General features: G+C 67.2%; 14 protein-coding genes and 1 tRNA gene. 13 read left to right on the top strand and 2 right to left on the bottom strand.

Going from position 1 to position 14,359, the window contains the following annotated elements; genetic code table 11:
- Window positions 1–8: 8 nt before the first annotated feature.
- Window positions 9–947, top strand: a complete 939-nt coding sequence (locus R2707_02395; protein MEZ5243920.1) for a calcium/sodium antiporter — start codon at window positions 9–11, stop codon at window positions 945–947.
- 56 nt (window positions 948–1,003) lie between these two features.
- Window positions 1,004–1,945 (top strand): hypothetical protein, encoded by a 942-nt coding sequence (locus R2707_02400; protein ID MEZ5243921.1) that lies wholly within the window; start codon window positions 1,004–1,006, stop codon window positions 1,943–1,945.
- Between the two features lie 11 nt (window positions 1,946–1,956).
- Here R2707_02400 and R2707_02405 read toward each other — a convergent pair.
- Window positions 1,957–2,031 (bottom strand) — tRNA-Gly (locus R2707_02405).
- A gap of 45 nt (window positions 2,032–2,076) precedes the next feature.
- Window positions 2,077–2,760 (bottom strand): hypothetical protein, encoded by a 684-nt coding sequence (locus R2707_02410; GenBank protein MEZ5243922.1) that lies wholly within the window; start codon window positions 2,758–2,760, stop codon window positions 2,077–2,079.
- Between the two features lie 124 nt (window positions 2,761–2,884).
- Here R2707_02410 and R2707_02415 point away from each other — a divergent pair, with 124 nt between their 5' ends.
- From R2707_02415 to R2707_02465, 11 genes are all read left to right on the top strand, one after another.
- Window positions 2,885–3,499 (top strand): hypothetical protein, encoded by a 615-nt coding sequence (locus tag R2707_02415; protein MEZ5243923.1) that lies wholly within the window; start codon window positions 2,885–2,887, stop codon window positions 3,497–3,499.
- The gene (locus R2707_02420) at window positions 3,496–4,152 is read left to right on the top strand and encodes an ATP-dependent Clp protease proteolytic subunit (GenBank protein MEZ5243924.1); all 657 of its coding nucleotides are present in this window, start codon (window positions 3,496–3,498) and stop codon (window positions 4,150–4,152) included. The genes R2707_02415 and R2707_02420 overlap by 4 nt, the downstream gene beginning before the upstream one ends.
- Window positions 4,153–4,206: 54 nt before the next feature.
- Window positions 4,207–5,460: an ATP-dependent Clp protease ATP-binding subunit ClpX gene (gene clpX, locus R2707_02425; GenBank protein ID MEZ5243925.1), complete on the top strand. Its 1,254-nt coding sequence runs from the start codon at window positions 4,207–4,209 to the stop codon at window positions 5,458–5,460.
- Between the two features lie 172 nt (window positions 5,461–5,632).
- Window positions 5,633–6,931, top strand: coding sequence for a Mur ligase family protein (locus R2707_02430; protein MEZ5243926.1), 1,299 nt, complete (start codon window positions 5,633–5,635; stop codon window positions 6,929–6,931).
- A 158-nt stretch (window positions 6,932–7,089) separates the two neighbouring features.
- Window positions 7,090–7,827 (top strand): hypothetical protein, encoded by a 738-nt coding sequence (locus R2707_02435; GenBank protein ID MEZ5243927.1) that lies wholly within the window; start codon window positions 7,090–7,092, stop codon window positions 7,825–7,827.
- A 65-nt stretch (window positions 7,828–7,892) separates the two neighbouring features.
- Complete coding sequence (gene ndk, locus R2707_02440; protein MEZ5243928.1) at window positions 7,893–8,300, top strand: nucleoside-diphosphate kinase; 408 nt, start codon at window positions 7,893–7,895, stop codon at window positions 8,298–8,300.
- A gap of 164 nt (window positions 8,301–8,464) precedes the next feature.
- Window positions 8,465–9,526, top strand: coding sequence for a rod shape-determining protein (locus tag R2707_02445; protein MEZ5243929.1), 1,062 nt, complete (start codon window positions 8,465–8,467; stop codon window positions 9,524–9,526).
- A 17-nt stretch (window positions 9,527–9,543) separates the two neighbouring features.
- On the top strand, window positions 9,544–10,485 hold the full coding sequence (mreC, locus tag R2707_02450) for a rod shape-determining protein MreC (GenBank protein MEZ5243930.1): 942 nt from the start codon (window positions 9,544–9,546) through the stop codon (window positions 10,483–10,485).
- On the top strand, window positions 10,482–10,994 hold the full coding sequence (mreD, locus tag R2707_02455) for a rod shape-determining protein MreD (protein ID MEZ5243931.1): 513 nt from the start codon (window positions 10,482–10,484) through the stop codon (window positions 10,992–10,994). The genes mreC and mreD overlap by 4 nt, the downstream gene beginning before the upstream one ends.
- A 15-nt stretch (window positions 10,995–11,009) precedes the next feature.
- Window positions 11,010–13,154 (top strand): penicillin-binding protein 2, encoded by a 2,145-nt coding sequence (gene mrdA, locus R2707_02460; protein ID MEZ5243932.1) that lies wholly within the window; start codon window positions 11,010–11,012, stop codon window positions 13,152–13,154.
- Entirely contained in the window at window positions 13,151–14,335 is a 1,185-nt protein-coding gene (locus R2707_02465; GenBank protein ID MEZ5243933.1) for an FtsW/RodA/SpoVE family cell cycle protein, read from the top strand. Before mrdA ends, R2707_02465 begins: the two co-directional genes overlap by 4 nt.
- Window positions 14,336–14,359 lie beyond the last annotated feature (24 nt).

Consider the following 14,359-nt stretch of genomic DNA (forward strand, 5'->3'; position numbering starts at 1 on the left):
ACCCGAAGTTGTTCGTCACCGTCGCCGCCGTACTCGTGGGCGTCGCGCTGTTGGCGTTCGCCGCCGATCAGTTCGTCCTCGGAGCCGCCCGGGTCGCACTCCTGCGCCAACTTCCCCCGCTGCTCGTCGGAGTGGTCATCATCGGGTTCGGCACCAGCAGCCCCGAACTGCTGGTGTCGGCGATCGCCGCGTTCGGCGACCGCCCCGAAGTCGCGATCGGCAACATCGTCGGATCCAACCTCGTCAACCTGTCGTTGCTGCTCGGGGTCGGCGCGATCATCGCTCCGATCGCGGTCTCGTCGGCGACGGTGCGGCGGGAGGCTCCCGCTGCGGTCGCCGCCACCATTGCCTTCGCCGTCGTCGTGCAGGGTGGCATCGGCCCGTGGGAGGGCGGACTGCTGCTGCTCGCTCTGGCGCTCGTGTTGTGGACCATCGCCCGTCCGGGGTCAGGGTCGGACCCGCTCGCGGACGACGCCGAGGAACTCGCCGACTCCGGCAACCACGATCTCCGAGTCGAGGTCGGGCGAACGGTGCTGGGCCTGGTCGGCACGGTGGCCGGCGCGAACCTCTTGCTCTGGGGCGCACTGGATCTCGCCGACCGGGCCGGGCTCGCCGAGGGTTTCGTCGGCGCGACCCTCGTCGCGATCGGAACATCCCTGCCGGAACTCGTCACCGTCGTCCAGTCGGCGCGTCGCCGCGAATCGGATCTCATCGTCGGGAACCTGCTCGGATCGAACCTGTTCAACGCGTTGGGGGTCGGAGGGGTGATCGGCCTGATCGGCATCTCCGAGGTCGACGACCGTGCCCTCACGACAGTCGCCACGTCGGCCGCCGTGGTGGTCGCCGCGATCGCGCTGCTCGCGATGATGACCGGTCGCACGGTGCGCCGATGGGAAGGTGTGGCGCTCGTCGTCGTCTATCTCGCGTTGGTGCCGCTTCTGGCCTGACACCACGCATCGACGAGCCCACAGAATCCTCACACCCCTGTGTCACCATGTCGCCCATGCGTCGCCTCCGTCTCGTCGCCGTGCTGCTGGCCGGCCTGCTCGTTGCCACTGCCTGCGAGCCGGTGAGCCACGTCGTCGAACCCGACGCGTGGCAGTTCGAGGGATTCACCGTCTACTCCCACGTGCCCGACGACCCGGTCGGGATCGTCTACGTGTTCCACGGCACCGGCGGCAGCGCCGAGTTCGGGAACAAGGTCGAAACCATCGATCAGCTCAACGAACTCGTCGAGCGCGGCTACGGGTGGGTCTCGACGGAGAGCACCGAACGGACCGGCAACAAGCGGTGGGACGTCTTCGATCCGAGTCTCACGACCAACCCCGACCTTTCGCGCCTGGCCCGACTCCATGCCCGGCTGGTCGACGACACCGGGATCGAACCGGAGACGCCGATCTTCGGCATCGGGATGTCCAACGGCGCCCGCATGGTGACGCTCTTCGGTCAGGTGTTCGCCAACGAGGGGTATCCCGTCGCTGCGGTGGCCCCGTTCATGGGTGAGGCGGCGCCGCTCGTGAACCTGACCGGCGGGTTGACGGTGCCGGCCTTCTGGGTCATCGCCGAGAACGACACCGTGGTCGACAACGATGCGATTCGTGCCGATCAGCGTGCCAACGCGGCGACCGGCGCGACGAGCGTGATCGCGGTGAAGCGCGAGGAGGCGTTGACCAGTCTGCGATTCCTTCGGATCCCCGCGATCGACCAGGGTGAGTCGGAAGCGATCAGGGATGCCCTCGTGGCGACCGGCGCGTGGGACACGAGCGGGACCCGACTCGTGGAGATCGACGACATCCCGGGGGCGCTCGCCGGCCTCGCCGTGCCGGCATCGTTCGGTGCTTCCGACAGCGACGTCCGGTCGCAGATCCAGGCGATGCTGGCACTTCACCAGTTCGTCGGAGCCTTTCGGCACGCACTCGCCGACTTCTTCGACGCCCAGCTGTAGCGGGGCATGAGTGGAGCGGGTGACGGGAATCGAACCCGCATCATCAGCTTGGAAGGCTGAAGTTCTAGCCGTTGAACTACACCCGCGGGTGAGAACAGAGTAGCGGCGGACTGCGGAGGGTCGGCGCGCCGTTAGGCTTTCGCGCAATGAGTTCCAGCAACATCTCCAGCACGGTCGAGCTTCTTGACGACAACAAGGTCAAGCTCTCGGTCGAGGTCGACGAGGCCGAGTTCGACACGGCCATCAACGCGGCTTTCAAGCGCATCGCCAAGGAGGTCCGCGTGCCGGGCTTCCGTCCCGGAAAGGCCCCGCGCAAGTTGCTCGAGGCCCAGTTCGGTCATGGCATCGGCCGTGAGGAGGCGCTGCGCGAGGCGCTGCCCGACTACTACGCCCAGGCCGTTGTCGCCCACGACGTCGATGTCATCGCGCCGCCGGAGATCGAGATCACCGCAGGACAAGACGCGGGTGCCGTCACCTTCGATGCCGTCGTCGAGATCCGTCCGACCGTCGAGGTCGCCGGCTACGACGGACTTCGGGTCGAGATCCCGAGCCCCACTCCGAGCGACGAGGAGATCGACGAGCAGATCGATCGGATGCGTCAGCAGTACGCCGAGTTCGTTCCCGTCGAGCGGCCCGCCGAAGACGGCGACCATGTCACGATCGACATCGCCGGCACCCACGAGGGCGAAGACGTCCCCGGGCTCACGACCTCCGACTACGACTACCAGGTCGGGGTGGGTGCCGTGGTCGCCGAGATCGACGAGAACCTCCGTGGCGCGTCGGCCGGCGACGTGCTCGAGTTCGATGCCGAGCACCCCGACCCCGACGAGGAAGCCCCGCTGTCGTTCAAGGTGACCGTCAAGGAAGTGAAGGAAGCCGTGCTTCCCGAACTCGACGACGCGGGTCGCCGAGAGCAGCGAGTTCGAGACCGTCGCCGAGCTGCGGGCCGATCTCTTCACCCGCATGAGCAGTATGCGGATCGCCCAGGCCCGCATGGCCCTCCAGCAGAACACCGCCGAGGCGTTGGCCGAGCTGGTCACCGTCGATGTGCCCGAGGCGATGATCGAGAACGAGGTCGACGCCCGGCTCCAGGACCTGGTGCAGCGTCTCCGCCAGCAGGGCATCGATCCCGGCCAGTACCTCGCCCAGATGGGACAGACCCCCGAGCAGCTCCGGGCCGAGTTCCGCGGACCCGCCGAGCAGGCCGTCAAGGTCGACCTCGCACTCCGGTCCGTCGCGGAAGCCGAGAACCTGATGCCCGACGACGACAAGCTGACCGAGGCGATCGACGAGATGGCGGCCCAGTCCGGGATGGAAGGCGCCGAGCTCAAAGCACGACTCACCGAGGTCGGACAGATCAGTCCTCTACGCGCTGACCTGGGCAAACGCGACGCGTTGGAGTGGCTCACCGAAAATGTCGAGCTGGTGGACGAGAATGGTCAGCCTGTCGATCGGGCGGCACTGGAGTTCCCGGAAGAAGTGACCGAAGAAGAAGCGGTGGAAGCATCCGCCGACGAAGTGACCGCCGAGGCCGAGGGAGACGAGGAAGAGTGAGCATCCACACCGACATGAGCATCCCGCCACGCAACTATCTGGTGCCGACGGTGGTCGAGCAGACCAACCGGGGCGAGCGGGGCTACGACCTCTACTCGAAGCTGCTGAAGGAGAACATCATCTTCATCGGCACGCCGATCGACGACACGATCGCCAACCTGATCTGCGCCCAGCTGCTGCATCTCGAGTCGGAGAACCCCGACAAGGACATCAACCTCTACATCAACTCGCCGGGTGGCGACATCAACGCGCTGTTCGCCATCTACGACACGATGTCCTACATCAAGCCCGACATCACCACGATCTGCTTCGGCCAGGCCGCCTCCGCGGCTGCGGTGCTGCTCGCCGCGGGTGCCAAGGGCAAGCGCATGGCACTGCCCCACGCCCGGATCCTGATCCACCAGCCCTACGCCGGCGCCCAGGGTCAGGCGAGCGACATCGAGCTGATCGCCAAGGAGATCGCGCGCATGAAGTCCTCGCTCGAAGAGGTGCTCGCGTTCCACACCGGCCAGTCCGTCGAGAAGATCTCGGCCGACACCGATCGCGACTTCGTGATGACCGCGCAGGAGGCCAAGGAGTACGGCATCATCGACGAGGTCATCGAAACGCGTAATGTGGTCGACAACTCGGGACCGATCACCGCGATCGGCTAGCCCACCATCCGAGCAAACACATCAGTGAGAAGCAAGGCCTGAAGGGGAAGCTGCGTGGCGAAATTCGGTGAAGGTGGAGAACTCCTGAAGTGCTCCTTCTGCGGCAAGTCGCAGAAGCAGGTCAAGAAGCTCATCGCGGGCCCGGGGGTCTACATCTGCGACGAGTGCATCGACTTGTGCAACGAGATCATCGAGGAGGAACTCGCCGAGACCTCCGAGGTCAGCCTCGGTGAACTCCCGTCGCCACGCGAGATCTACCAGTTCCTCAACGACTACATCGTCGGGCAGGACACGGCCAAGAGGATCCTCGCCGTTGCCGTCTACAACCACTACAAGCGGGTCCAACTCGGCACCACGCTCGACGGCGAGGTCGAGCTGTCGAAGTCCAACATCTTGCTGATCGGGCCGACCGGCTGCGGCAAGACTCTGATGGCCCAGACCCTCGCCCGCATGCTCAATGTGCCGTTCGCCATCGCCGACGCCACGGCGCTCACCGAGGCCGGCTATGTGGGTGAGGACGTCGAGAACATCCTCCTCAAGCTGATCCAGGCCGCCGACTACGACGTCAAGAAGGCCGAGACCGGCATCATCTACATCGACGAGATCGACAAGGTCGCCCGCAAGAGCGAGAACCCGTCGATCACCCGCGACGTGTCGGGTGAGGGTGTGCAGCAGGCGCTGCTCAAGATCCTCGAAGGCACCACCGCTGCCGTGCCGCCCCAGGGCGGGCGCAAGCATCCGCACCAGGAGTTCATCCAGATCGACACCACCAACGTGCTGTTCATCTGCGGTGGCGCGTTTGCCGGCATCGAGAAGATCGTCGAGAGCCGCATCGGCGCGAAGGGCGTCGGCTTCGGTGCCGACATCCGCAAGGCCGAAGACAAGGACCTGGGCGCCATCTTCGATGCGGTCCTCCCGGAAGATCTCACCAAGTTCGGCCTGATCCCGGAGTTCATCGGCCGCCTCCCGGTCGTGGGTGCTGTCAGCCACCTCGACGCCGAGGCGCTCATCGAGATCCTCACCGAACCGCGCAACGCCCTGGTCAAGCAGTACCAGAAGATCTTCGAGTTCGAGAACGTCGAACTCGAGTTCACCGACGATGCACTGGTCGCGATCGCCGAAGAGGCGATCAAGCGCAACACCGGCGCCCGCGGCTTGCGGGCCATCCTCGAGGGTGCGCTGCTCGACGTGATGTACGACCTTCCCGGTCGTGACGACGTCATTCGCGTGGTCGTCGATCGCGACACCGTGATCGACGGTGCCGAACCGACGCTCGTCATCGCCGGCGACGAGCGCGCCGCCAGCTAACGGCAACCCTTCGGGTTGCATGAGTTCGGCTGCGCCGAACTCCCGGCAAGTACAGAGTTCGGCTGCGCCGAACTCCCGGCAAGTACAGAGTTCGGCTGCGCCGAACTCCCGGCAAGTACAGACTTCGGCTCCGCCGAACTTCCGGCGTCCGAATTCCGGGCACACTGGGCGCGTGGACTATCTCGAGGCGCTGGATCATCTGGATTCGCTGATCAACTACGAGGCCATGCCGCGGGCGGGTGCCATCGAGGGGCTCAGTCTCGAACCGATGCAGGCGTTCATGGGCGCGCTCGGCGATCCCCAGTTGGCGTATCCGGTGATCCACGTGACCGGGACCAACGGCAAGGGGTCGACGGCCCGCATGCTCGAATCGATCCTGACCGTGATGGGGCTCCGGGTGGGGCTCTACACCAGCCCGCACCTCCACGAACCCCGTGAAAGGATCCGCATCGGCGGCGAAGCGATCACCGAGGAAGACTTCGCCCTGGCGATCGCCGATGTGGTGCGGGTCGAAGAGGTCCAGGGACTCGGCCCCCGCACCTGGTTCGACACCGTCACGTCTGCCGCACTCCTGCTGTTCGGGAACGAAGCCGTCGATGTCGCGGTGGTCGAGGTCGGCATGCTGGGCCGCTACGACTCGACCAATGTCGTGCGCGCCGATGTGGCCGTGATCACCAATGTCGGACTCGACCACACCGATGGTGAGCCGGGATGGCGGGTCCGAATCGCGGAAGAGAAGGCCGGCATCATCGAACCCGGGCGCCCCGTGGTGGTGGGGGAGTGCGACGCCGAACTCCTCGCCGCGATCGAAGCGGAGTCGCCGGGGGTCGTCGTGGCGATGGATCGCGACTATGGCGTCGCCCAGAACCTCCTCGCCGTCGGTGGCCGGTTGATCGACGTCCGCACGCCCCGGGCCGAACACGAAGAACTCTTCGTGCGATTGCACGGCGAACACCAGGGTGCCAACGCGGCGACGGCGATCGCCGCGGCGGAGGAATTCTTCGATGCCCCGATGACCGAAGAGGTGATCACCGAGGCGTTCGACACCGTCATCGTCGACGGCAGGCTCCAGATCGTGCATCGCTCTCCGCTGGTCGTCGTCGACGCAGCCCACAACGTCCCTGGCGCCGAGGTGCTCGCCCAGGCGGTCGAGGAGGAGTTCGGTGGCGGATCGCGGCGCTTCCTCGTGATCGGGATGCAGGACGGCCGCAATCCGGTGTCGGTGCTCACAGCACTCGATGCAGCGTCGTACGAGGTCGTGGTGGCCTGCACGGCGCCGAGCGCCCGTGGGATCGATGCCGAGGTGCTCGCCGCCGCAGCGGAGACGGTGGGCGCTCGGTGCGATGCCATCGCCGATGTGCGCGATGCGCTCGATCACGCGATCTCGCTCGCAGCAGACGACGATCTGGTCGTCGTCGCCGGGTCGATCACCGTCGTCGCCGCGGCATTGACCCTCGCCGACAGCTGGTGACCCGCATGGCCGCGCGGTGCGGCCGACGGTTCGCGGCCAACGGTGCTGGTGGTGGGTCGTGCAGCCCAGGCGCCGGGGCCGTCGGGCCCATGGCGGCGTCGGAGAACGGTGCGATCGGCCCATCGAGCGCGCCCTTCGATCGTGTCGAAGAACGACACGTGGGAACGAACCGTGCATTCACCAATCCATTCCGTCGTCGCGGCGACCGTGGCGCGAGCGGCGTCGAGTACGCCTTGATCATCAGCCTGGTGCTGACCGGGTCGTCGGTGTCGTTCGAGATGATGGACCAGCGAGTCGAGGACCACTACGAGGCGACCGCCAGCGACATCGGCGAAGCCGACCTGTCCCGCTTCGACGTGACCACCACGACCTGCGCCGACTGCGAGGGCGACGAGACCACCACCACGACGTCCACGACCACGACGCTGGCGCCGATCACGACGACCACCCAGGCACCCACCACGACCACGACGCAGGCCCCGACGACGACTTCGACGACTTCGACCACCACCACGACCACGACCGTCCCGGTGACCACCACCACCGCCGGTGGCGGCGGGGGCGGTGGCGGCTCGTCGGATCCCGCGGCGGACGTCTCGATCAGCGACCGATCGGACGGGAGCTGGAACGACTGGAGGGCGCGGACGCGGCTCGAGTTCGACGACGAGGACGGCGGCAACCTGCGCGACGCGACCTTCCAGGTGACCTGGGTGACCGCCGACGGCGACACCCGGACCCGGACCTTCGAGACGAACAGCAACGGGATCAAGACGATCTCGTGGAGCAGCCGCAACAACGCCGACTTCCCGATCGTGGTCACGATCGACTGGCTCGAGGACGAGGACGGCAACCCGCACACGCCGGACCCCTCGACCTACACGATCAACCAGCCCTGATCGACCACGGTCCGGGCGAGGTCCGGGCGGACCGGCCGGCGAGGCGCGGCGATAGCCTCCCGGTCATGGACCGCACTCTCGTCATCTGCAAGCCCGACAGCGTCGAACGAGGTCTCGTCGGTGAGATTCTCCGCCGCTTCGAGACGAAGGGCCTGCGGCTCGTCGCCGCCGAGCTGCGCACCCTCGACACCGACACGCTGGCCCGCCACTACGAGGAGCATGTCGGCAAGCCGTTCTACGACGGTCTCGTCGAGTTCATGAGCCGCGGCCCGGCCGTGGTCGCGGTGGTCGAAGGGCCCGAAGACACCTGGCAGGTCGTGCGCGACATGATGGGCGCGACCAATCCGCTCAAGGCCGCGCCTGGGACGATCCGCGGCGACCTCGGAACACTGTTCACCGAGAACCTGATCCATGGCAGCGACTCGCTCGAGTCGGCCCAGCGCGAGATCGGGATCTTCTTCCCCGACCTGTAGGCGGGCGGTGGGTCCACCACGCAGAGTGGGTCCGTCGATACAGTTCGTCGCTCTGTTGCATTTCGGTGACACCGCGCGCCTACACTTTGCCCGAGCGGAGGGAGCACCGTACGGGTGGCGCCTTTCGTGTTGGTCGTCCACCATCGCATCCGAGGCACCTGAGCATGGCCCTAGAAGCATTCCTCAACTCCTTCGCCGGCGGCTTCCGGGGTGTGATCGGCCGTGACATGGCGGTCGACCTCGGCACCGCCAACACGCTGGTCTACGTCCGCGGTGAGGGCATCGTCCTCGACGAGCCCTCGGTGGTCGCGATCAACGTCCATACCGGCACCCCTCTGGCCGTCGGTCATGAAGCCAAGCGGATGATCGGGCGCACGCCATCCAACATCCAGGCCATCCGGCCGCTCAAGGACGGCGTGATCGCCGACTTCGAGATCTGCGAGAAGATGCTGCGCTACTTCATCCACAAGGTGCATCAGCGCAAGTGGGCGAAGCCCCGCATGGTCATCGCCGTTCCGTCGGGCATCACCGGCGTCGAGCAGCGGGCCGTGCAGGAAGCCGCCGAGTTCGCCGGCGCACAGAAGCCCGCCTACATCATCGAAGAACCGATGGCTGCGGCGATCGGCGCTGGTCTTCCCGTCCAAGAGCCGACCGGCAACATGATCGTCGACATCGGCGGCGGCACCACCGAGGTCGCCGTGATCTCGCTGGGTGGTGTCGTGGCGAGCCAGTCCGCCCGCGTCGGCGGCGACGAGCTCGACGATGCGATCGTCCAGTTCGTGAAGAAGGAGTACAGCCTGGCCCTCGGTGAGCGCACAGCCGAGGAGATCAAGATGCAACTCGGGTCGGCGTTCCCGCTCGCCAAGGAGCTCCACGCCGAGATCCGCGGTCGCGACCTCGTGACCGGCCTTCCCCGCACCATCGTGATCGGCACGAAGGACATCCGCGACGCACTCGAAGAACCCGTCGCCGCGATCTGCGACGCCGTGAAGTCGACCCTCGACAAGACCCCGCCGGAGTTGGCGGCCGACATCATGGAACGCGGCATCACCCTCGCCGGCGGCGGGGCGCTGCTCCAGGGCATCGATCGCCGACTCGCCAACGAGACCGGCATGCCGATCCAGCTGGCCCCCGAGCCGCTCTACGCTGTCGCCATCGGCTCCGGCCAGGTTCTCGAGGAGTTCGAAGCGCTGCGGGGCGTCGTCTTCGGCTCCGGCGAGCTCTGATCCGCTAGCGGCAGGTCATGGCATTGGCCCAGCGGACCGGGCGGTCCCGGCATCGGCTGGTGCTTCTCGCGCTCATGGCGATCACGCTGTTGACCGTCGACCTCAACGGCTTCGGTCCGGTCGAGAGCACCCAGCGAGTCGTTCGCGATGTGCTCCACCCGGTCACCTCGCTTGCCGCCAACATCTTCTCTCCCGCCGGCGACGCGTGGAATTCGGTCTTCAACTATGGAGACCTCGAAGACGAGAACGCCGCGCTGCGGGCCGAGCTCGAGGAGTTGCGGGGCGCGGTGATCCGCGGCGAGGCCGACACGCAGACGCTGCGCCGTCTCCTCGAGGCGACCGATCTTCCGTATGTCGGCGATGTCGAGCAGGTCACCGCCACTGTGGTGCGCGGATCGGTCGGCAACTTCGACGACCACGTGATCACGATCGACAGGGGTTCGCGCGACGGCATCCGTACGGGAATGGCCGTCGTGACCGGCGCAGGCATCGTCGGTCGGATCGAGCGGGTCGACAACGCCACCTCCACCGTCCAGCTGATAAGTGATGCGTCGCTGTTCGTCGGGACTCGTCTCGTCAGCACCGACAAGGTCGGCCTCGGTCACGCCGTCCCCGGCCAGAGCGGTCGTTTCGTGATCGATCGAGGTCTCGACTATCCCGACACCGACGATCCTGCCTTGTTGCCGGCGATCGGTTCCGCCGTCGTCACCGCGGGGGAGAGCAGCTATCCCGCCGACATTCCGATCGGGACGGTGGCATCCGTCGAACGTTCGACCGATGAGGCATCGATGCGGGTCGAGGTCGAGCTCTCGAACGACCCCGACGACCTCCACTTCGTCAGCGTGTTGCTGGTCGAGCCGCCGGACGAGTTCCCGCTGGGCGAGGTCGTGCCGGGCACGAGCGCCGGCCTCGGGATCGACCCGGCCCTGCTGAATCCCGACGCGGAGCTCGACGAATGACGGTCCTCAAGGTCGGCGCCGTGCTCCTCGTTTCGATCGTGGTGCAGCTGACGGTCTTCGTCGATGTGCGGGTCGCCGGGGTGGCACCCGAACTCCTGGCCCTGGTTGCCGTGCTCGCCGGCCTTCTGGCCGGGCCGGAGCGGGGCGCGACGGTCGCGTTCGCGGCCGGGTTGCTGTGGGACGTGTGGCTGCCGACCCCGCTCGGCCTCGCCGCCATCGTGTTCGCGACGGTCGCCTTCGCCATCGGTTCGATCGAGGCCGGACTCTTCACCGATTCCGCCGGGCAGGCATCGGCGATGGCCTTCCTCGGCACCTTCGCCGCAGTGATCGGCTACGCGATGCTCGGCGAAGTCGTCGGACAGCGGGGGCTGGTCGACGTCGAGCTGTTGCGCGTTGCCCTGATCGCCGGGATGCTGAACGCGGCGATCGCCCCCGTCATGGTGCGGCCCATGCGCTGGGCGCTCCGAGGCCCACTCACGTTGGGCGTGCCCGCGCCCACTCGCTCATGAGGATGTGCTGATCTCGTGGCCGTGGACGACGACGCCGGCCGGCTGCGGCTCAGGATCTTCGCGTTCGTTGCGCTGATCCTCTTCGGCGCGCTGTTCACGCGCCTCTGGTACCTCCAGGGCATCGAACACGAAGTGTTGGCCGACGAGGCGGAGACCAACGTCTTGCGCGAGGTGTTCGAGGAGGCGCCGCGGGGTCGGATCCTCGACCGCAACGGCCGGGTGCTCGTCGACAACACCGTCGTCGATGTCGTGACGATCGACAAGGCTGCGCTCGAGGAGCTGGGCGAAGACGAGCAGCAGGCGATGTTCCATCGTCTCGCCGTCGCCATCAGCCGATCGGGGCGCCTGACCAAGGTCGACTCGATCGCGAACGAGGTGAACAGCGGCCAGTACGGGCCCTTCGACGTGGTCCCCGTCGCGGTCGACGTCGACCCGGGACTGCTCGTCTACCTGGGTGAGCGACCCGACGAGTTCCCCGGCGTCGACGTCGTGTCGCGCACCGTGCGCAGCTATCCCTTCGGAAGCCTCGCAGCCCACCTGCTGGGCTACGTGGGGCCGGTCACCCTCGGCGAACTCCAAGCGGGCAACGAGCGCATCGACCGCGACGCGCCCGACGCGAAGACGTATCAACTCAGCGACGAGATCGGCAAGACCGGTGTCGAGCGGGTGTTCGAGGACGTGCTCCGGGGTGTTCCCGGGGTGCGCTACCTCGAGGTCGACAACCGGGGCGAGGTGATCGGCGAACGCACCGAATTCCGGCGGGACCCGGTGCCCGGCGCCGACCTCTACCTCACGATCGACATCGACCTCCAGGCGGTGGTCGAGCAGGAGCTGTCCGACGGCCTCGCCGCGACCCGCGCCGCCGGCACGCGTCCGGGCGACGCCCCGATCGTCGCCGCAGCGGGCGCCGCGGTGGCTGTGGACCCGCGCGATGGCGGGCTGCTCGCGATGGCGAGCTACCCGACCTATGACCCGTCGGAGTTCGTGAACGGGATCTCGTTCGCCCAGTTCGAACTCCTGACATCCCCCGAGAACTTCTCGCCGATCCTGAATCGGGCGATCCAGGGCACCTACGCGCCGGGCTCCACGTTCAAGGTCGTGACGGCCTTCGCCGCGCTGAAGCGTGGCTACCTCGGGCCCGACAGCCCGATCGAACAGGCCCGCGACGGCAGCATCCGCGACACCGGCACCTACAAGTTCCCGGGTTGCCGCGACGACTTCGAGGCGGCCGACACCTGTGTGTTCGAGAGTCCCTTCACCGGGGACGACACGTACTTCCTGCCCCGCGCCATCGCCGCATCGAGCGACGTCTTCTTCTACACGCTCGGCGGCGAGGGCTTCTGGGCCGAGCCGATCCAGGGCCCCGACGGCGACGAGGGGATCCAGGCCGAGGCGCGGGCCTTCGGACTCGGTGCCTCGAGTGGCATCCAGCTGCCCTACGAGCGGGCCGGCGTGGTGCCCGATCGTGCCTACTTCGACGCCCAGGCCGAAGCCGGCGTGTTCCTGCGCGACGGCTCGCAGTGGTTCCCGGGCGACACGATCCAGCTCGCCATCGGACAGGGCGACCTGCTCGTCACCCCCACCCAGCTCGCCAACCTCTACGCCGCCATCGGCAACGGCGGAAAGCTGCACCAGATCAATGTCGCCCTGCGGGTCGAGGAGCCCGACACCCGCGATGCGGAGGGCAACGTCGTGGCCGGCGACGTGTTCGAGTTCGGGCCGCGGGTGCTGCGCGATCTCGACTTCCCTGCCTCCGACCTCCAACAGGTGCAATCGGGGCTCGAGGGCGTCCTCACCGGGGCCGGAGGCACCGCGGTCACCGCGTTCTCGGGGTTCCCGCACAGCACCTGGACGGTCGCCGGCAAGACGGGCACGGCCCAGGTGAAGGGCAAGGCCGACACGAGCCTCTTCGTGGCGTACGGACCCACCAACTTCGGCAATCCCGAGATCGCCGTGGCGGTGGTGCTCGAGGAGTCCGGCTTCGGCAGCAGCGCGGCGGCGCCCGTCGTGCGCAACATCCTCGAACCGCTGGCTCTCGACGAGTTGCCGCGGGCGCGTACCTTCGACGAGATCGACCGTGAGCAGGCCGAACAGCTGGCCCTGATCGAGTCGGCGGCCGCCGGCGAGGTCGATGCCGACGTCACGGAGCCGAGCGAATGACCACCATGGGCGCCTTCGGATCCGGGTCCCCGAGGGTCCGCCAAGACGATGACCAGCGGTGGTGGTTCGTCGTCGACCCGATCCTCATCGCCGCGGCGATGTTCATCACGTTGCTCGGCATCCTCCTCGTGTTCTCGGCCACTCGGGGCCCCGCGACCGACATCGAACCCGCCGACACGTCGTTCCTCGAGCGCCAGCTCTTCTTCGCCGTTGTCGGGGTCGGGCTGGCCTTCGGCGCGGCGTTGCTCGACATCCGTCGGATCCGCCGTTTCATGCCTGCCGCCTATGCAGGTCTGCTCCTGCTGCTCGCCGGCGTGCTGGTCTTCGGTGTCGATCGCAACGGCGCGAAGGCCTGGTACCGCGTCGCAGGCTTCACGTTCCAGCCTTCGGAGCCGGGCAAGCTCATCCTGATCATCTCTCTGGCGGCCGTGCTGGCGGCGTCGGCCGTGACCCTCGGTCGCCTGATGGTCACGCTCGCCCTGGCGGGTCTGCCGATCCTCGTGATCCTGCTGCAACCCGACATGGGCACGGTGCTCGTCTACATGGTGATCGTCGCCGCCATGATCATGATGAGCGAAGTGAAGGGACGGGTGATCGTGCTCCTCTCGATCATCGGGCTCACCGCGGTGGTCGGGGTGTTCCAGTCCGATCTGCTCGCCGACTACCAGCAGAACCGGCTCACCGTGTTCCTGCTCGACGACGCGGCCGTCGACGATCTTCCCGTCGAGGTCCGGCGTGTGGCCTACAACGCCGAGCAGTCCCAGATCGCCATCGGCAACGGCGGCATCGCCGGGCAGGGGCTGTTCGAGGGCACCCAGACGGCAAGTGATCTCGTGCCGTTCCAGGAGACCGACTGGATCTTCTCGGTGGCGGGGGAGGAGCTCGGGTTCCGCGGCGCCGGTGTGTTGCTCGCGGTCTATGCGCTCCTGGTCTTTCGGATCTGGCGGATCGCGGTTCGCGCCACCGACCTCTTCGATCGACTGATCGCAGTCGGGGTGATGGCCATGTTCCTGTTCCAGATCTTCCAGAGCACGGGGATGGCGATGGGCATGATGCCGGTGACCGGCATTCCGCTTCCGATGGTGTCCTACGGCGGATCCTCGATGATCACGTCGCTCGTCGCCCTCGGCCTGGTCCTCGGCGTGCATCGCCGCCGGTTCGACTACACGGAGCGCCACTGATCCTCGACCTCCTCACGCGGTGGT

The organism is Acidimicrobiales bacterium, from assembly GCA_041394245.1.
Taxonomy (GTDB): Bacteria; Actinomycetota; Acidimicrobiia; order Acidimicrobiales; family Aldehydirespiratoraceae; genus JAJRXC01.

Excerpts from the sequence above, each read along its gene's own strand:
- R2707_02400 (MEZ5243921.1), top strand. The coding sequence starts at position 1,004 with ATGCGTCGCCTCCGTCTCGTCGCCGTGCTGCTGGCCGGCCTGCTCGTT.
- ndk (MEZ5243928.1), top strand. The coding sequence starts at position 7,893 with ATGGACCGCACTCTCGTCATCTGCAAGCCCGACAGCGTCGAACGAGGT.
- R2707_02445 (MEZ5243929.1), top strand. The coding sequence starts at position 8,465 with ATGGCCCTAGAAGCATTCCTCAACTCCTTCGCCGGCGGCTTCCGGGGT.
- mreC (MEZ5243930.1), top strand. The coding sequence starts at position 9,544 with ATGGCATTGGCCCAGCGGACCGGGCGGTCCCGGCATCGGCTGGTGCTT.
- mreD (MEZ5243931.1), top strand. The coding sequence starts at position 10,482 with ATGACGGTCCTCAAGGTCGGCGCCGTGCTCCTCGTTTCGATCGTGGTG.
- R2707_02465 (MEZ5243933.1), top strand. The coding sequence starts at position 13,151 with ATGACCACCATGGGCGCCTTCGGATCCGGGTCCCCGAGGGTCCGCCAA.